The organism is Bradyrhizobium icense (assembly GCF_001693385.1).
GTDB lineage: Bacteria > Pseudomonadota > Alphaproteobacteria > Rhizobiales > Xanthobacteraceae > Bradyrhizobium > Bradyrhizobium icense.
The window spans coordinates 745,073-762,692 of the sequence record NZ_CP016428.1; the positions used below are offsets into that span (position 1 = coordinate 745,073).

Sequence of the window (17,620 nt, forward strand, 5' to 3'; positions counted from 1 at the left end):
CGAATGGGAAGTTCCTTGCCCTAGTCCTCCGGCAGTTGCGGCGAATCCGGCGGCATCAAGTGCTCCTTCACGATCAGCGCGACGATCAGAAGCGGCGACGACAGGAACGCGCCCATCGGGCCCCACAGCCAGGTCCAGAACGCCACCGCCAGGAATACTGCAAGCGCGTTCAGCGCCAGCCGGCGGCCGACGATCGTCGGCGTCAGGAAATGGCCTTCCAGGAAAGTCATCACGGCAAATATGGCCGGCGCCAGCAGCCCGGCGCTGATGGTCGGGAACGCGACAATGCCGACCACGACCAGCACGGCAAACATCGCCACCGGGCCGATGATCGGAATGAAATTCAGGATCGCCGCCAGTGCGCCGAGACTGGCCGGGTTGGGCATGCCCGTGACCGCGCAGATCAGGCCTGTGGCGATGCCGACGCCGACATTGATCATGGTCACCAGCAACAAATAGTTGCCGAGATGCTCCTCGATCTCGTTGAGGATCCGCAGCGTGCGCAGCCGCCATGCCCGCTCGCCGAAATTCAGGATCAGGGCCCGGCGCAGGTCCCGCCAGCTCGCGATGAACAGGAGCAGCGTTGCGATGAACAGCAGGAATTCGGCAAAGGTCGGCGACAGGAATTCCAGCGTCGGCTGCACCCAGTCGACCTTGGGCAGATGCAGTGTCGTCAGCGTATCGGGCCCGCCGAGCGTGCTCTGCAGCTCCTGCCAGAGCGCGAGCGGCCGGTCAAACACGCGCAGCTTGTCCCTCAAGAGCGCTCCCAGCTCCGGAAGCTTGCTGCTCCATTCGATCGCGGGCGAGGCGATCAGGCCGACCATGAAAGCGGTGGCGGCGCTCGCGGCAGCCACGATCAGCACCGCGGCGACCGCGCGCGGAATGCGGTAGCGCTCCAGGAGGTTGGCGGCCGGGGAAAGCATAGTTCCGACGATAAAGGCCATAGTGATCGGCAGAAGGAATGCCTTGGCAAGATAGAGGCCGGCAATGATGCAGATGACCAACAGGCCGATGAGCGAGATCGCCACCACTTCAGTGCGGCGGATGAGCGGCGGCAAATCGAGCTTGCTTTCGGGGACCGGCGTGCCTTCCTGCTCGTTGGGAAGCTGGCGTTCACCGGGCAACGGCTTTGTCGGCGGGGATTTGGCGGCCAAAGGCTTGGCAGGCGAAGGCTTGGTGGGCGAAGGCTTGGTGGGAATGACGCTCACAATGGCTTTCCCTCGCCCGAAGCGGCGGTGACACGGCAAAAGCGACGTCGCAAACCGGACTGCGATCATAACGTGACGCTAAGGTGCGAGTTCCAATCGCGCTGGCGTGAGCGGTGTCGCACTTGACGTGATGCGACGCGACATCGGCGGTTGGGAACCGCCGGCTTGTGGCCGCGTTTGTTGGTGCATGAGCATCCAATGATGCACACGTCCCACGGGGCAGTCCCATGACACAGTCCTCTGATCGCCGGCGTTCGTCGCGCGCGGCGAGCGTGTTTGTCCTCGTCGCCGCCGTCTTGCTGACGCCGTCGACGCTCTCGAGCGCCGCGAACGCGCAGACGCTCGGCCACGCATCCACCCGGCCGAATGTCTATCCCACCGATGAGGTAATCGCCTCCGACGAGGGCGCGACGCCCGAACGGCTTCGCCGCGCCGTCGTCCCGTTCGGCACGACGGAAGCGCCGGGCACCATCGTCATCGATACCGGCAACACCACGCTCTATTACGTGCTCGGCCAGGGCCGGGCCATCAGGTACGGCGTCGGCGTTGGCCGCGAAGGCTTTACCTGGGCGGGGGTGCAGACCATCAGCCGCAAGGCGGAATGGCCGGACTGGCATCCGCCGGCCGAGATGATCGCGCGACAGCCCTATCTGCCGCGTTTCATGGCCGGCGGTCCCGGCAATCCGCTCGGCGCGCGGGCGATGTATCTCGGCACCAGCCAGTACCGCATCCACGGCACCAACGATCCCTCGACGATCGGAAAATTCGTCTCGTCCGGCTGCATCCGCCTGACCAATGAGGACGTTATCGACCTGTTCAGCCGCGTCGATGTCGGCACCAGGGTTGTGGTGCTGCCAAAGAACGCGCCGGTCATGGCGCGCGGCGGGGATTCCAGGACCGGCATAGCGGCTCGTCCGGCCGGTGCGCATCCGCGCCCGGTCGCGGTCGCGCCTTCGGGCCGCCAGGCGATGAACCTGACGCCGCCGGAGCTGAACTGATGTGATGCGTGATGTGGCGTGAGAGGAGAGCGTTGATGCGATCGGGAAAACTGGCGGTATGGGGAGCAGCCGCGCTGGCCTGCGCGTCGGCACTGGCGCCAGCCGCGCAGGCGCAGGACTTCTTCTCGCAACTGTTCGGCGGCTTCGCCCGCCCGCGCCATCAGCCCTATGTCCAGATGCCGTTCGCCAATAACGACGGCCAGGTGTATGCGCCGCGGGGCGAGGGGCGGGTCCGGTACGGCGGTGGCGGCCAAGCGTATTGCGTACGAACCTGCGATGGGCGCTACTTCCCGCTCACAGCGTCCGACAACGCAAGCCGGGCCGCCTCCTGCAACAAGCTATGCCCGGCGAGCGAGACCAAGGTGTTCTACGGCAGCAGCATCGACGACGCGGCCGCCGAAAACGGCAAGGCCTACTCGGAATTGCCGAACGCGTTCCGCTATCGCAACGAACTCGTCAGCGGCTGTACCTGCAACGGCAAGGACCAGGTCGGGCTCGCCCAGGTCAAGATCGAGGACGACCCGACGCTGCGCAAGGGCGACATCGTCGCCGGCGAGAACGGCCTTCTGGTCGCAGGCCGCAGCGGCGACAAGCGCGGCGCCGAACTGAACTTCTCACCCGCATCGGAAAAGGTCCGCGCCAAGTATGGGCGCGTGCCGGTCGTGGCGCGGGATTGAGAGTGACTGGGTACCGCGCGATCCGTTTGTCTAAGCCCGTCATCTCAGGAATAAGCGCAAGTGCGCTTATTCCGAAGGTGCGAGCAACTTTACAGTGATTGACAGTTCCCTGCGTGGAACCCGGCGCGTCGCTTCACGTTAACAAAACACTACACCAGCGCATTTTCGGCCAAGCCGAGCGGGGACTTCGCATGCTTGTCAGTATCCTGATTACGTTCCTGGTCGTTATCCTCGTCCTCTATCTCATCAACCTCCTGCCGCTCGACGGCCGCGCCAAGCAGATCGCCCGCGTCGTGGTGATCATTCTGGGTGTGATCTCGTTGTTGAGATACATCGCGGTGATCTAGCCGCCGCCCCGAACGAAAAAGCCCCGGCGCAGGCCGGGGCTTTTCATGTTCGGAAGGTGCTCTTATTTCAAGGTCCTGAACCAGTCGTCCACGTCCTTGCGGATCTGGTCCTTGGCGAAGCCGTAGCGCTGCTGCAGCTTGCCCTCGAGCTGGTCGCGGCGGCCCTCGATCACGTTGAGATCGTCATCGGTGAGCTTGCCCCACTTCTCCTTGGCGGAGCCCTTGAACTGCTTCCAGTTGCCTTCGACCCTGTTCCAATCCATCATCATCTCCTCCTCTATCGAGATGACGATCAACGACGCTTCGCGCCGGACGTTCCTGCCGGAACCGCGGCATCATGACATGGCTCAGCCCGCCGCTTTTGCCTCGCGGCGGCGTGCGGTGAGGATGTATTCAGTGTAGCCGTTCGGCTGCTCGCGGCCCTTGAAGATGAGATCGCAGGCGGCCTGGAAGGCAACGCCGTCGAACGAAGGCGCCATCGGCCTATAGAGCGGGTCGCCGGCATTCTGCTTGTCGACCACGACCGCCATGCGCTTCAGCGATTCCATCACCTGGTCTTTGCTGACGACGCCATGCGCCAGCCAGTTCGCCAGATGCTGGCTGGAAATTCGCAATGTCGCGCGGTCTTCCATCAGGCCGACGTCGTGGATGTCGGGCACCTTGGAGCAGCCGACGCCCTGGTCGATCCAGCGCACGACATAGCCGAGGATGCCCTGGCAGTTGTTGTCGATCTCCTGCTTCACGTCATCGGGCGCCCAGTTCGACTGCGACACCGGAATGGTGAGGATGTCGGAGAGCTTTGCACGCTGGCCGCCCTTGGCGAGTTCCTGCTGGCGCGCGATCACGTTGACCTGGTGATAGTGCAGCGCGTGCAAGGTGGCGGCGGTGGGCGAGGGCACCCATGCCGTGGTCGCGCCGGCCTGTGGATGGCCGAGCTTCTGGCTGAGCATGTCCGCCATCTTGTCGGGTGCTGCCCACATGCCCTTGCCGATCTGTGCATGGCCGGGCAGGCCGTCGATCAGGCCCATGTCGACGTTCCAGTCCTCATAGGCCTTGATCCAGGGCTGCGCCTTCATGTCGTTCTTGCGGATCATCGGACCCGCTTCCATCGAGGTGTGAATCTCGTCGCCGGTGCGGTCGAGGAAGCCGGTATTGATGAAGCAGATGCGCTTCGATGCGTTCTGGATGCAGGCCTTGAGGTTGACCGTGGTGCGGCGCTCCTCGTCCATGATGCCAACCTTCATGGTGTTTTCCGGCAGGGCGAGCAGCTTTTCGACTTCGCCGAACAATTCACAGGTCAGTGCGACTTCGTCGGGGCCGTGCATCTTTGGCTTGACGATGTAGACCGAGCCGGTGCGGCTGTTCTTCACCTTCGAATTGCCCTTGAGGTCGTGGATCGCGAGCAGGCCGGCGACGGCGGCATCGAGCAGGCCTTCCGGAATCTCCTCGCCCTTTTCGTCGAGCACGGCATCGGTGAACATGTGATGGCCGACATTGCGCATCAACAGCAGGCTGCGGCCGTGCAGCGTCAGCTCCTTGCCGTCCGGCGTCTTGTAGACGCGGTCGGGGTTGAGAGATCGTTGAACAGTCTTGCCGCCCTTTTCGAAATCGGCCGAGAGCGTGCCGTTCATCAGGCCGAGCGTGTTGCGATAGACCAGCACCTTGTCTTCGGCGTCGACGGCGGCAACCGAGTCTTCCATGTCGAGGATGGTCGAGACCGCGGATTCCAGGATCATGTCGGCGACGCCGGCCGGATCGTCCTTGCCGATTGCGTGGTTGCGATCGATCTTCACTTCGACATGCATGCCGTTGTTGACCAGCAGGACCGCGGAAGGCTGAGCGGCATCGCCCTGATATCCGGCGAACTGCGAAGCAGATTTTAGCGCGGTGGCGTTGCCGCTCTTCAGTTTCACCGCGAGCTGTCCGGCGATCACGCTGTACGACGTTACGTCGGTGTGGCTGCCAGTCGCGAGCGGAGCGGCGGAATCGAGGAAGATCTTGGCCTTGGCGATCACCTTGTCGCCGCGCGCCTTGTTGTAGCCCTTGCCGGTTTCACTCGGATCGTGCGGAATCGCGTCGGTGCCGTAGAAGGCATCATAGAGCGAGCCCCAGCGCGCATTCGCGGCGTTTAGCGCATAGCGCGCGTTGGTCAGGGGGACGACGAGCTGCGGTCCGCAGATCTTGCCGATCTCATCGTCGACATCTGACGTCTCGACCTGCTGCGTGGCGGGCTCGGGGAGGAGATAGCCGATCTCCTTCAGGAACGCCGTGTAGGCGTTCATGTCGAACGCCTTGCCCTTGTTGGCGCGATGCCAGCCGTCGATCTTGACCTGCAGCGCGTCGCGGAGGGCGAGCAGCTCGCGATTTTTCGGCCCGAGCTTCTTGATGATATCGGCGACACCGGCCCAGAACGCGTCGGGGGATATCCCGGTCTTGGGGGTCGCCTCCTTTGCGATGAAATCGAACAGGACGGGGGCGATCTTCAATCCGTGGGCATCGACACGATTCATGACGGGCTTTCTCAGGTAAAAACTGGCGTTTAAAGGCTGGTTTTCAGGTGAAAACAGCAAAAAACGCGCCAAAGGGGCGGCGTTGGCCGCCCTTTTAGCCCTAAAGCCGGGTCGATGAGAAGGCCCCAAAAAGCCTAGATGTTTGCTGCCAGATCCACCAGTTCATCGAACAAAATACCGGTCTCAGCCAGCATTCGTTCGATCTCGTCGGTTGCGTCCGAAACCGTGCGCGCAGAGGTGTCGATTTGCAGCTCCGCCTGGGCCGGCGGCTGGTAGTCGTTGCCGATGCCGGTGAAGGCCTGCAACGTGCCGGCGCGCGCCTTGGCGTAGTGGCCCTTGGGATCGCGGCTCTCGCAGACTTCGGCCGGCGTCGCGACGTAGATCTCGCGGAACGAGGCGTCGGCGATGCGGCGCGCGGCGGCGCGATCGTCCGCCGATGGCGAGACCGCCGCGACGACGGCGATGTGGCCGTTGCGCGCCAGATGGGTCGCAACTTCCGCCAGCCGGCGGATGTTTTCGGTGCGGTCGTGCGCCGAGAAGCCGAGATCGCCGTTGAGGCCGGCGCGCAGCGTGTCGCCATCGAGCAGGATCGGCGAGCCGCCACGCGAAAACAGCCGCCGCTCCAGCGCACGCGCCAGCGTCGATTTACCCGAGCCCGGCAGGCCGGTCAGCCAGATCACCGCGCCATTGTGACGGTAGCGCGCCGAGCGTTCTTCGGGACGTAGTGCGGATTCCACCGGCACGATGTCGATCGGGACGGCGCGCTGTCCGGCGTCGACCGACAGCACGAGGCCGCCGCCGGCAATGCGGCCATTGACCTCGATCACCAGCCGTCCGGTGCGCGGATTGTCCTGATAGGGGTCGGCTGCGATCGGCTGCGCCAGCGAAATGTCGATTTCGCCGACATGATTGCGCGCGATCGCTTTTGTTTCCTCGTTGGAGAGCTCGCCGGGATCGACCGCCTTCTCGATCGCCACCACGCTGGCGCGGGTTTCCCGCGTGCCGAGGCGGACCAGGATTTGGTCGCCCTTCGACAGCGGCTTGTCGTGCAGCCAGAAAATGCGGGCACGAATTCGCCGCGTATCGCGCGGGGTAGCTCCCGCATGGGCGATCACATCGCCGCGCTCGATGAACAATTCGCGGTCGAGCGTGATGCCGACCGAACGGCCGGCGCCGTGGCTGCCCTTGAGCGGCGTCACCGGCCAGCTCTCCACCGTCTTGATCTTCGCGATCTTGCCGGCGGGCATGATGACGATTTCATCGCCGGTTGACAGATGACCGGACTCGATGCGGCCCGCCACGATGCGGCGGTCGTCGAACTTGTAGATCGCCTGCACCGGCAGCCGCAGCGCCAGTTGCTCCAGCGGTCGCGCCGGCTCGAGCGCGTCAAGTGCTTCGACGACGGTTGGTCCCTGGTACCAGTCGATCCGTGGCGTCTGCTCCGCAACGCCGTCGCCGTCGCGGGCGGAAATCGGAATCACCGCCGTGGGCGTCACGCCAAGGCCGATCAGGTGCGCGGAAATCTCGTCGCTGATCTCCTTGAAGCGATCAGCACTGAAATCGACGCGATCCATCTTGTTGACGACGATCGCGACCTGCTTGATGCCCAAGAGATGCAGCAGATAGCCATGACGCCGGGTCTGGTCGCGCACGCCTTCCAGCGCGTCGATGATCAGCACCGCACCGTCGGCCTGCGAGGCGCCGGTGATCATGTTGCGCAAAAATTCGGCATGGCCGGGCGCGTCGATCAGCACGACGTCGCGCGAGCGGGTGCGGAAACGGATTTGCGTGGTGTCGATGGTGATGCCCTGGTCGCGCTCGGTCTGCAGCGCATCGAGCAGGAACGACCATTCGAACGGCATGCCGCGCCGCGCGCTGACGGCTTTGAGCATCTCCAGCTTGCCCTCGGGCAAGCTGCCGGTTTCGTGCAGCAGGCGTCCGACCAGCGTGGATTTGCCGTGATCGACGTGGCCGACGATGACGATGCGGACTTGCGGGCGGGTGGTGCCGTTCGGTGTTGCCGAAACGCTGGCAGGCAGGATCATGTTCATCGCAACGCTCACAGCAAATGTCCGTTAGAGATAGCCGGCGACGCGCAGCCGCTCGAACGCATCTTCGGTTTCATGATCCAGCGCGCGGCCGGCGCGCTCCGGCACCTTGGTGCCGTCGAGTTCGGCGAGGATCTCGTCGATGCTGGAGGCGGTCGACGCCACCGGATTGGTGATGTCCTGATCGCCCAGCGAGCGATAGCGCTTGCCGTCCTTCGAGAGGTAGAGCGGGATGATCGGAATGTTTTCCCGCTTGGTGTAGGCCCAGATGTCGGCCTCGGTCCAATGCAGGATCGGGTGAACGCGTAAGTGTGCGCCTTGCGGCACCGATGCGTTGAACTGATCCCAGAACTCCGGTGGCTGATCGCGCACGTCCCAGCCGCCTTCGAGCCCGCGCGGCGAGAACACGCGTTCCTTGGCGCGCGTCGCCTCTTCGTCGCGGCGGATGCCGGCGATCAATCCGTCGAAGCCATATTTGTTAAGCGCCCACTTGAGTCCCTCGGTCTTGCGGGCGGCGGAGCGCGCGGCTGGCGGCAAGGTTGGATCGACGGCATCGATCGGCGGGCAGGGCTCAATCTTAAGATTCAGGTCCCACTCTTTCCCGAAGCGATCGCGGAAGGCGTACATCTCGGCAAATTTCTTGCCGGTGTCGACGTGCAGCGCCGGAAACGGCACGCGGCCGAAGAAGGCCTTGCGCGCCAGCCAGATCATCACGTTGGAATCTTTTCCGAGCGACCACAGCAGCGCGAGCTTTTTCAACCGTGCGAAGGCCTCGCGCAGAATGTAGATGCTCTGCGCCTCGAGCTCGTCGAGATGATCCATCGAGGGCGGCGGCAGCCGTCCATCAGTGAAAATTTGTTCGACGGTGGCGCCGCTTTTGCGGTCGGCGCCACGCAACCGATCTTTGGCAGAGTCGGGATTGAGAAGATGCATCTCTGGGCCTTGGCCTTGGTGGGCGAAAATTCTATAGTCGCGATGCAGCAGAGAAGAAAAAATTTTCTCTTTGCGAGCGCTGAACGACACATATATAGAAAATAATTCCAGTCAACCCCGAAGTGGGGGAAGCGAGTTTCGCATGCGATTCCTGCCCGTGTTTCTCGATCTGCAAAGCGGCGTGGTGCTGCTCGTCGGAGCCGGCGAACTCGTGCGTGCGAAGCTGCGCCTATTGGCGTCGGCCGGTGCAAACATTCGCTGGTATGCGACCGACGGCAGCCATGACGTTTCGGGACTCGATGCGGCCGCTGCCGCGAGGATCGAACGCGCAACCGGCGATCCGCTCACGGCCGATCTCTCAGGCGTCATCGCGGTGCTCTGCGCCGGTGCTGGTGATATCGGCGTTGCGATGTCCGTGCGCGCGAAAGCGGTCGGTCTGCCTGTGAACGTGATGGATGATCTCGCGCACTCCACTTTCATCGTTCCGGCGATCGTCGATCGCGGCGACGTCGTCGTCGCCGTCGGCACCGGCGGTGCGTCGCCGGTGGTCGCGCGCCGCGTGCGCGAGCGCATCGAAGCGGTGCTGCCGGCGCGCATCGGCGATCTCGCCGCCTTCATTGGCAGGTTTCGTAAATCGATGCATGCGCGGATTCCCGAATTTGCGTTGCGCCGCCGCTTCTGGGAGCGCGTGATCGACGGCCCGATCGGTGCGCTGGTTCTGGCCGGGCGCAAGGCCGAGGCGGAAGCCGCGCTGAATGAAATCGCCGATCCCTCCGCCTTCGCTGGCGCGAGCAAGGACGGCAAGGCCGAGGGCGCGGTGACGCTGGTCGGCGCGGGGCCGGGCGATCCGGATCTGCTCACCATCAAGGCGCTGCGCGCGCTGCAGGATGCCGACGTGGTTTTTTACGACGAGCTGGTGTCGTCGGAAATTCTTGATCGCGTGCGCCGCGATGCATCACGCATTCCGGTCGGCCGCCGCGTCGGCAAGCCGGGTATCGGCCAGGATGCAATCAACAAGCTGCTGATCGAGGCTGCGAAGGCCGGACAGCGCGCGGTGCGGCTGAAGGGCGGCGATCCCTTCATCTTCGGCCGTGGCGGCGAGGAGATCGAAGTGTTGCGCGCCGCAGGAGTCGCCTATTCGGTAGTGCCGGGCATCACCGCAGGTCTCGGCGCTGCCGCGCAATTCGAAGCGCCGCTGACCTATCGGCACGAAGCGCTGCGCATCACCTTCCTGACCGCGCACAAGGCAAAGGACGCCGAAGCCGTCGACTGGTCGGTGCTGACTGACAAGAAGATGACCATCGTGGTCTACATGGGCATGACGGCTGCCCCCTCGGTCCGCGCCGGGCTTCTCGCCGCAGGGCGATCGCCACAAACGCCGGTCGGAATATTTGCGCGCGTGACGCGGCCGGATGCGCAGGCCGTGGTCGGAACGCTCGAAAACCTTCCCGTACTGGTCGAAAAAATCGATGGCGGGCCTGCCATCCTCATCATCGGCGACGTCGTCGCGCATTCCGCGCCATGGCGTCAGTCAGACCTCAACCAAGTCATCTCCAAACTGCTGGATGCTGCCGAATGACCTCTCCGCTCGAACAAAAGAAGATCAGAATCACGGGGCCCTCGGTGGTGACCGCCAACCGCACCTGGGATGGTGTCGTGGTCTATCGGACCGCACAACAGGGTTGGTCGACCGCTCTGCCCGACGCCGCGATCGTGAGCACTTCGGATGATGCGCGTGCATTGCTCGCTGAAAGCGCGGCCGATGACGTCGGCGCGGTCGGTGCCTATATCGCGCCGGTCGAGCTCAAAGGCGGGGTGGTCAAGCCCGGCAATCTCCGCGAACACATCCGGTCGAAGGGCCTCACCATCGACCTTCTTCCGGCCTAAGGCTGATCCATCATGTATGCATATGACGAACTCGATCGCACGCTGATCAACGAGCGCGTGTCTGAATTCCGCGATCAGGTGAAGCGCCGTCTCTCCGGCGAACTCACCGAGGACGAATTCAAGATGCTGCGGCTGCAGAACGGCGTGTACCTGCAACTGCACGCCTACATGTTCCGCGTCGCGATCCCCTACGGCACGCTGTCCTCGAAACAGTTGCGCCGGCTTGCGCATGTCGCCCGCCGCTACGACCGCGGTTACGGCCATTTCACCACGCGGCAGAACATCCAGTTCAACTGGATCAAGCTCGCCGAATTGCCAGATGCGCTGGCCGAACTCGCCGAAGTCGGCATCCACGCGATGCAGACCTCCGGCAACAACATGCGCAACGTCACCTCGGACCAGTGGGCGGGCGTGGCGCCCGGCGAGGTCGAGGATCCCCGCATCTGGTCGGAGATCCTGCGTCAGCACACCACGCTGCATCCGGAATTCTCGTTCCTGCCGCGCAAGTTCAAGATCGCGATCACCGCATCCGAGCACGACCGCGCCGCGATCAAGATCCACGACATCGGCCTGCGCCTGCACAAGAACGCCGACGGCGAAACCGGCTTCGAGGTGCTGGTCGGCGGCGGCCTCGGCCGCACGCCGTTCATCGCCAAGACCATCAAGCCTTTCGTCCACGGCCGCGACATCCTGAGCTATGTCGAGGCGATCCTGCGCGTTTACAACCAGTACGGCCGCCGCGACAACATCTACAAGGCGCGCATCAAGATCCTGGTGCATGAGCTTGGCATTGAGAAGTTCGCGCGTGAGGTCGACGAGGAATGGAGGCAGATGGGCCACAGTGCTCTGACGCTCGACCATTCCGTCATCGAGGAGGTGCGTTCGCGCTTCTCCTATCCGGCTTACGAGAAGCTTCCGCACATGCCGGACGAGCTGAAGCAGGCCGCGCATGATCCGCTGTTCGAGCGCTGGCGCAAGAACTCGGTGGCCCCGCACAAGGTGCAGGGTTATTCGATCGTGACGCTGTCGCTGAAGCCGGTGGGTGGCCCGCCCGGCGATGCCACCGCGGACCAGATGGATGCGATCGCCGATCTCGCCGACAAGTATTCCTTCGGCGAAATCCGCGTCGGCCACGAGCAGAACCTGGCGTTGCCGCATGTTGCCAAGCGCGACCTGCCTCAGTTGTGGAAGGCGCTGGACCGCCTCGGGCTCGCCACGCCGAACGTCAACCTCGTTACCGACATCATTGCCTGCCCCGGGCTCGACTACTGCTCGCTGGCTAACGCGCGCTCGATTCCGATCGCTCAGGAATTGACCCGCCGTTTTGCCAACCACGACACTGCCGACATGATCGGCCGGCTGCACATCAACATCTCCGGCTGCATCAACGCATGCGGCCATCACCATGTCGGCCATATCGGCATTCTCGGCGTCGAGAAGAACGGCGAGGAATTTTACCAGATCACGATCGGCGGCCGTGCCGACGAGAACGCGCAGATGGGCGTGCTGATCGGTCCGGCCGTTCCCTACGCCGAAGTTGCCGATGTGATCGAAGATATCGTCGAAGCCTATCTCGCGCTGCGCGACCGTCCCGAGGAGTTGTTCGTGGACACGGTCAAGCGCCTCGGCGTCGAGCCTTTCAAGGAGCGGGTCTATGCCACTCGTTAAGAACGGAAGAATCACGACCGACTTGTTCGTCCATGTTGCCGAAGGCGCCGAATTGCCGGGCGACGGAGCAGTCCTCATTTCGGCGGCGCGGTTCCTCGAAGATCCGGAAGCCATTCTCAAGCGCGCCGGCAAGACCGGCGTGATCTGGCCGAACAGTCGCGCCGTCGACGACCTCGTGCCCTATCTCGATCGCCTGGCCGCCGTCGCGCTGGTATTCCCGACGTTCCGCGACGGCCGCGCCTACAGCCAGGCCCGCCTGTTGCGCGAGCGGCATGGCTATGATGGCGAGCTGCGCGCCACCGGCCAGGTGCTGCGCGACCAGTTCGTGTTCATGTCGCGCGCCGGCTTCGACGCGTTCGAGGTGAAGAAGGATGCCGACGCCGAGGCCTTCGCCGAAACCGTGAAGCGCTACTCGGTGTTCTACCAGCCGACCGGCGACGGCCGCGTCACCGCGCTGAACCGGCGGATGCAGTTGCGTCATTCGGAGAGTGCCGGCCAGTGACCATGATCGGACAGCATGCCGTCGCCGCTGAAGCGGCGATCCTTCCTTCGGCGCAGACGCTCGACCATAACTTGCGCGACGCTTCGCCGGCGCATGTCATTGAAACCGCGCTGAAGACGGTGGGCCGCGAGCAGCTTGCGCTGGTGTCGTCGTTCGGTACGGAATCGGCGGCGTTGCTCAAGGTGATGGCCGATGTCGATCCCGCGATTCCCGTGATCTTCCTCGATACCGGTTGGCTGTTCGAGGAGACGCTCGCCTATCGCGATACGCTGATTGCGACGCTAGGCCTTCGCGACGTTCGCTCGATCAGGCCGCTGGAAGAAGCGCTCTCGCGCCAGGATCCCGATCGCGAATTATGGTTCTCCGATCCCGACGCCTGCTGCCGTATCCGGAAAGTTGAGCCGCTGGCGCGGGCGCTCAAGCCATTCTCGGGCTGGATCAATGGACGCAAGCGCTTTCAGGGCGGCGCGCGCGCCGAGATTCCCGTGGTGGAGGAGGACGGCGCGAGGCTGAAGTTCAATCCGTTCGCCAACGTGTCGCGCGAGGAGATCGAGGCGATCTACAAGCTCGCCAAATTGCCGCCGCATCCCTTGGTCGCCTCGGGTTACCTGTCGGTGGGATGCATGCCGTGCTCGAGCCGGACGGCGCCGGACGAGGACGCCCGCGCCGGCCGCTGGCGCGGCCGAGGCAAGACGGAATGCGGTATCCATACGATCAAAGCTTCGTAGAGTCCGGACTTCGTAGGACAAGGAAGCTGCGGAACCGCAAACAATGAAATGCGGTTTCGTTGACTAAGTGGCCTTTCGTCGCGACTTATGCGTTCGTGGTTGATGATATGCTTCGTCAAGCCGAATGGAGATCAACGATGATCCGTCGCATTCTGCCGCTTGCTGCCGGATTGCTCTGGGCGGGTTCGGCCTTCGCTGCCGATTATACCCTGCTCAACGTGTCCTACGATCCGACGCGCGAGCTCTACGCCGATTTCAACAAGGCGTTCGCGGCGGCCTACCGGAAGGAAAACGGCAAGAGCGTCGAGATCAAGCAGTCGCATGGCGGCTCGGGCTCGCAGGCGCGCGCAGTAATCGACGGGCTGCAGGCCGATGTCGTCACGCTGGCGCTGGCCTATGACATCGATGCCATCGCCGCCAAGGGGCTGGTGGCGCCGGATTGGCAGAAGCGGCTGTCGCTCAATGCCTCGCCGTATACTTCGACGATCGTTTTCCTGGTGCGCAAGGGTAATCCCAAAGCCATCAAGGATTGGGACGATCTGATCAAGCCCGGCGTGCAGGTGATTACGCCTAACCCGAAGACCTCGGGCGGCGCGCGATGGAATTACCTGGCGGCATGGGGCTTTGCTGAAAAGAAATTCGGTTCCGCCGACAAGGCGAAGAAGTTCGTCGCCGATCTGTTCAAGAACGTTCCGGTGCTCGATACCGGCGCGCGCGGCTCGACGGTAACTTTCATCGAGCGCGGCGTCGGCGACGTGTTGCTGGCATGGGAGAACGAGGCGTTCCTGGCGCAGCGCGAGTTCGGCAAGGACAAATTCGAGATCGTCGCGCCGCCATGGTCGATTCTCGCCGAGCCGCCGATTTCGGTTGTCGACAGGGTTGCCGATAAAAAAGGCACGCGCGCCGTCGCCGAAGCCTATCTGAAGTATTGGTATACCAAGGAAGGCCAGGAAATCGCCGCGCGCAACTCCTATCGTCCGCGCGATGCGGAAATGGCGAAGGAGCACGAAAAATCCTTCGCCAAGGTCGAACTTTTCACGATCGATGACGTTTTCGGTGGTTGGACCAAGGCGCAGAAGGATCACTTCGGCGAAGGCGGCATTTTCGACCAGATTTACAAGAATTGATCTGGCCAACGTCGGCCGTAGCGGAAGCAGGGGGATTTGTGAGCACAGCGGTCGCACGGCGCACGAGCTTGCCCGGGTTCGGTCTGACCATGGGCCTGACGCTGACGTGGCTCTCCGTTATCATCCTCATTCCGCTCGCCGGCCTGTTCCTCAAGACGCTCGAGCTTTCGCCCGCGCAGTTCTGGGAAATTCTCTCCAGCCGTCGCACCCTGAATGCGCTGAAGATTTCGTTCGGTCTCTCGTTTGCCGCAGCCTGCGTCAACCTGGTGATGGGCACCATCATCGTGTGGGCGCTGGTGCGCTACCGCTTTCCGGGCCGCCGGTTGTTCGATGCCATCGTCGACATTCCCTTTGCGCTGCCGACCGCGGTTGCGGGTGTGGCGCTGACGCAATTGTTCGCACAGAAGGGATGGCTCGGCGCGCCGCTGGCTGAACTCGGCATCAAGGTGGCGTTCACGCCGATCGGAATTTTCGTCGCGATGGTCTTCATCGGCATCCCCTTCGTGGTGCGCACGGTTCAGCCTGTCCTGATCGATCTCGATCCGGAAATCGAGGAAGCGGCGGCAAGCCTCGGCGCCGACCGCTGGCACACCGTGTTCCGGGTGATCTTGCCGAGCCTGATTCCAGCGCTGCTGACCGGCTTCGCGCTGGCGTTCGCGCGCGCGGTCGGCGAGTACGGCTCGGTGATCTTCATCGCCGGCAATCTGCCGAATGTGTCGGAGATCGCGCCGCTCCTGATCGTGATCCGGTTGTCCGAATTCCGCTACGCCGATGCGACGGCGATTGCCGTCGTCATGCTGCTGGCCTCGTTCGTGATCATCTTCGCCGTCAATCGCCTGCAACGCTGGGCGCAAACCCGCATTCCTGCGCATTGAGGGCCGATCGATGTCGACGCAAACGAGCTTGGTGACTCCGGCGACGCCGCTAAAGGCCTACGCGTCCACGGCGGGCGTGGCCATTTCCGCGCTGTCGCGCCGCGACGTGCGCGAAGGTCCGCGGGCAATTGCTTCTCCCAAGGACCTGCGGAGCGAACCCGGGCCGGTCCGCTTCGTCATCATCGCGCTTGCCGTCAGCTTCCTCACCGTCTTTGTCGTGCTGCCGTTGGTCGTGGTGTTCGCATCGGCTTTGTCGAAAGGCTTCGGCGCCTATTTCACCGCGCTGGCCGAGCCGGAGGCGCTGTCGGCGATCCGGCTGACCCTGCTGGTGGCGGCGATTTCGGTCGGTCTCAATCTGCTGTTCGGGGTGATCGCGGCCTGGGCGATTGCAAAGTTCGATTTCCCCGGCAAGACCTTCCTGGTCACGCTGATCGACCTGCCGTTCTCGGTCAGTCCGGTCATTTCGGGTCTCGTCTTCGTGCTGCTGTTCGGCGCGCAGGGCTATTGGGGCACCTGGCTGCAGGCGCACAACGTCCATATTCTGTTCGCCGTGCCCGGCATTGCGCTCGCGACCATCTTCGTGACGTTTCCGTTTGTGGCCCGTTCGCTGATCCCGCTGATGCAGGAGCAGGGCACGCAGGAGGAGGAAGCCGCGATCTCGCTGGGAGCATCAGGTCTGCAGACGTTCTTCCGCGTCACTCTGCCCAATATTAAATGGGGCCTGTTGTATGGTGTGCTATTGTGCAACGCGCGTGCCATGGGCGAGTTCGGCGCGGTATCGGTGGTGTCGGGCCATATCCGCGGCGAGACCAACACCATGCCGCTGCTGGTCGAGATCCTCTATAATGAGTATCAGTTCGTAGCGTCATTTGCGATCGCCTCGCTGCTGGCAATGCTGGCATTGATCACGCTGGTCGTGAAGACCGTTCTCGAAGAGCGCCTGGACGAAGGACAAATTCCAAGGGACGATCCAAGTGACCATTGAAGTCAAAAACATCGTCAAGAAGTTCGGCGCGTTCGCCGCACTCGACACTGTCGATCTGAAGGTCGGCAAGGGCGAGTTGCTGGCGCTGCTCGGCCCGTCCGGTTCGGGCAAGACCACGCTGCTGCGGATCATCGCCGGCCTCGACTGGCCCGATGCAGGCGAGGTGCGGATCGACGGCGAGGACGCACTTGGCCATGGCGCCAGCGAGCGCCATGTTGGATTCGTGTTTCAGCACTACGCGCTGTTTCGGCACATGACGGTGTTCGAGAACGTCGCCTTCGGTCTGCGCGTGCAGCCGCGCGCGGTCCGCAAGGACGAGGCCACGATCCGCGCCCGCGTCAAGGAGCTGTTGGATCTGGTGCAGCTCGACTGGCTGGCAAACCGCTATCCCAGTCAGTTGTCCGGCGGCCAGCGCCAGCGCATTGCGCTCGCCCGCGCGCTTGCGATCGAGCCGCGCATTCTGCTGCTCGACGAGCCGTTCGGCGCGCTCGACGCCAAGGTGCGAAAGGAGCTGCGGCAATGGCTGCGCTCGCTGCATTCTGAAATTCACGTCACCTCGATCTTCGTCACCCACGACCAGGAAGAGGCGCTGGAAGTCGCCAACCGCGTGGTTGTCATGGACAAGGGCCGCATCGAACAGATCGGCACTCCCGGCGATGTCTACGACAACCCGGCGACCGCGTTCGTCCATGGTTTCATCGGCGAATCCATCGTGCTGCCGGTGGAGGTCTCAGGCGGCTCGGTGCGGCTCGGCGGCCGGCCGCTCAACATTGCCGCCCAAGGCGTGGCCTCCGGCGCCTCGAAACTTTTCGTCCGCCGCCACGACATGCAGATCGGGCCGGCCGGGACCGGCTCGCTGGAGGGCGCGGTGCGCCACGTCCGCTCGTTCGGCCCGATCCAGCGGGCGGAGATCGCGTTGACGGGCGGGGAGGGCAAGACCGTGATCGAGATCGACGCCCCCCGGGACCGGGAACTCCAGGCCGGTGAGATCATCGGCCTACAGCCCCGCCGCTACCGGATCTTTACCGCGCAGGATTAGATTCTGACCCGACATGCCGCCACAAAAGCGGTCGTCGTACCCGCGAAGGCGGGTATCCAGTAAATCACCGCTGCCCATAATTGCGACG

17 protein-coding genes are annotated in these 17,620 nt (G+C 63.6%); 12 read left to right on the top strand and 5 right to left on the bottom strand.

Features of this window, described 5'->3' with window-relative positions; all coding sequences use genetic code 11:
- Positions 1 to 20: 20 nt before the first annotated feature.
- Positions 21 to 1,154 (bottom strand): AI-2E family transporter, encoded by a 1,134-nt coding sequence (locus LMTR13_RS03550; RefSeq protein ID WP_065732392.1) that lies wholly within the window; start codon positions 1,152 to 1,154, stop codon positions 21 to 23.
- A 281-nt stretch (positions 1,155 to 1,435) separates the two neighbouring features.
- On the opposite strand from LMTR13_RS03550, the gene LMTR13_RS03555 reads away from it, so the two are divergent.
- The 3 genes from LMTR13_RS03555 (at position 1,436) to LMTR13_RS40260 (ending at position 3,230) form a co-directional block, all read left to right on the top strand.
- Positions 1,436 to 2,206, top strand: coding sequence for a L,D-transpeptidase (locus LMTR13_RS03555; RefSeq protein ID WP_065726700.1), 771 nt, complete (start codon positions 1,436 to 1,438; stop codon positions 2,204 to 2,206).
- Positions 2,207 to 2,241: 35 nt separating this feature from the next.
- Complete coding sequence (locus LMTR13_RS03560; RefSeq protein ID WP_083218661.1) at positions 2,242 to 2,883, top strand: DUF2865 domain-containing protein; 642 nt, start codon at positions 2,242 to 2,244, stop codon at positions 2,881 to 2,883.
- A gap of 191 nt (positions 2,884 to 3,074) precedes the next feature.
- A complete protein-coding gene (locus tag LMTR13_RS40260; protein WP_156795419.1) occupies positions 3,075 to 3,230 on the top strand; it encodes a Thivi_2564 family membrane protein in 156 nt (51 codons plus the stop codon).
- A 62-nt stretch (positions 3,231 to 3,292) separates the two neighbouring features.
- Here the strand turns inward: LMTR13_RS40260 and LMTR13_RS03565 are convergent, their stop codons facing one another.
- The 4 genes from LMTR13_RS03565 to cysD form a co-directional block, all read right to left on the bottom strand.
- Complete coding sequence (locus tag LMTR13_RS03565; protein WP_065732393.1) at positions 3,293 to 3,493, bottom strand: CsbD family protein; 201 nt, start codon at positions 3,491 to 3,493, stop codon at positions 3,293 to 3,295.
- Between the two features lie 84 nt (positions 3,494 to 3,577).
- A complete protein-coding gene (locus tag LMTR13_RS03570; RefSeq protein WP_065726702.1) occupies positions 3,578 to 5,740 on the bottom strand; it encodes a malate synthase G in 2,163 nt (720 codons plus the stop codon).
- A 134-nt stretch (positions 5,741 to 5,874) separates the two neighbouring features.
- The gene (gene cysC, locus LMTR13_RS03575) at positions 5,875 to 7,791 is read right to left on the bottom strand and encodes an adenylyl-sulfate kinase (protein WP_065726703.1); all 1,917 of its coding nucleotides are present in this window, start codon (positions 7,789 to 7,791) and stop codon (positions 5,875 to 5,877) included.
- Between the two features lie 24 nt (positions 7,792 to 7,815).
- On the bottom strand, positions 7,816 to 8,610 hold the full coding sequence (cysD, locus tag LMTR13_RS03580; protein ID WP_065732394.1) for a sulfate adenylyltransferase subunit CysD: 795 nt from the start codon (positions 8,608 to 8,610) through the stop codon (positions 7,816 to 7,818).
- Positions 8,611 to 8,863: 253 nt separating this feature from the next.
- Here cysD and cysG point away from each other — a divergent pair, with 253 nt between their 5' ends.
- The 9 genes from cysG (at position 8,864) to LMTR13_RS03625 (ending at position 17,532) form a co-directional block, all read left to right on the top strand.
- Positions 8,864 to 10,300 carry a siroheme synthase CysG gene (gene cysG / locus LMTR13_RS03585; RefSeq protein WP_065726704.1) on the top strand — a complete coding sequence of 479 codons (1,437 nt, stop codon included), beginning with the start codon at positions 8,864 to 8,866 and terminating at the stop codon, positions 10,298 to 10,300.
- Positions 10,297 to 10,608, top strand: coding sequence for a DUF2849 domain-containing protein (locus LMTR13_RS03590; protein ID WP_065726705.1), 312 nt, complete (start codon positions 10,297 to 10,299; stop codon positions 10,606 to 10,608). Before cysG ends, LMTR13_RS03590 begins: the two co-directional genes overlap by 4 nt.
- Before the next feature lie 12 nt (positions 10,609 to 10,620).
- A complete protein-coding gene (locus tag LMTR13_RS03595; RefSeq protein ID WP_065726706.1) occupies positions 10,621 to 12,276 on the top strand; it encodes a nitrite/sulfite reductase in 1,656 nt (551 codons plus the stop codon).
- The gene (locus tag LMTR13_RS03600; protein WP_065726707.1) at positions 12,263 to 12,778 is read left to right on the top strand and encodes a DUF934 domain-containing protein; all 516 of its coding nucleotides are present in this window, start codon (positions 12,263 to 12,265) and stop codon (positions 12,776 to 12,778) included. The genes LMTR13_RS03595 and LMTR13_RS03600 overlap by 14 nt, the downstream gene beginning before the upstream one ends.
- Positions 12,779 to 12,780: 2 nt before the next feature.
- The gene (locus tag LMTR13_RS03605) at positions 12,781 to 13,506 is read left to right on the top strand and encodes a phosphoadenylyl-sulfate reductase (RefSeq protein ID WP_065726708.1); all 726 of its coding nucleotides are present in this window, start codon (positions 12,781 to 12,783) and stop codon (positions 13,504 to 13,506) included.
- Positions 13,507 to 13,643: 137 nt separating this feature from the next.
- On the top strand, positions 13,644 to 14,633 hold the full coding sequence (locus LMTR13_RS03610; protein WP_065726709.1) for a sulfate ABC transporter substrate-binding protein: 990 nt from the start codon (positions 13,644 to 13,646) through the stop codon (positions 14,631 to 14,633).
- Positions 14,634 to 14,722: 89 nt separating this feature from the next.
- Complete coding sequence (gene cysT / locus LMTR13_RS03615) at positions 14,723 to 15,508, top strand: sulfate ABC transporter permease subunit CysT (protein ID WP_065732395.1); 786 nt, start codon at positions 14,723 to 14,725, stop codon at positions 15,506 to 15,508.
- A 10-nt stretch (positions 15,509 to 15,518) separates the two neighbouring features.
- Complete coding sequence (cysW, locus tag LMTR13_RS03620) at positions 15,519 to 16,493, top strand: sulfate ABC transporter permease subunit CysW (RefSeq protein WP_083218665.1); 975 nt, start codon at positions 15,519 to 15,521, stop codon at positions 16,491 to 16,493.
- Positions 16,483 to 17,532, top strand: coding sequence for a sulfate/molybdate ABC transporter ATP-binding protein (locus tag LMTR13_RS03625; protein WP_065726710.1), 1,050 nt, complete (start codon positions 16,483 to 16,485; stop codon positions 17,530 to 17,532). Before cysW ends, LMTR13_RS03625 begins: the two co-directional genes overlap by 11 nt.
- Positions 17,533 to 17,620 lie beyond the last annotated feature (88 nt).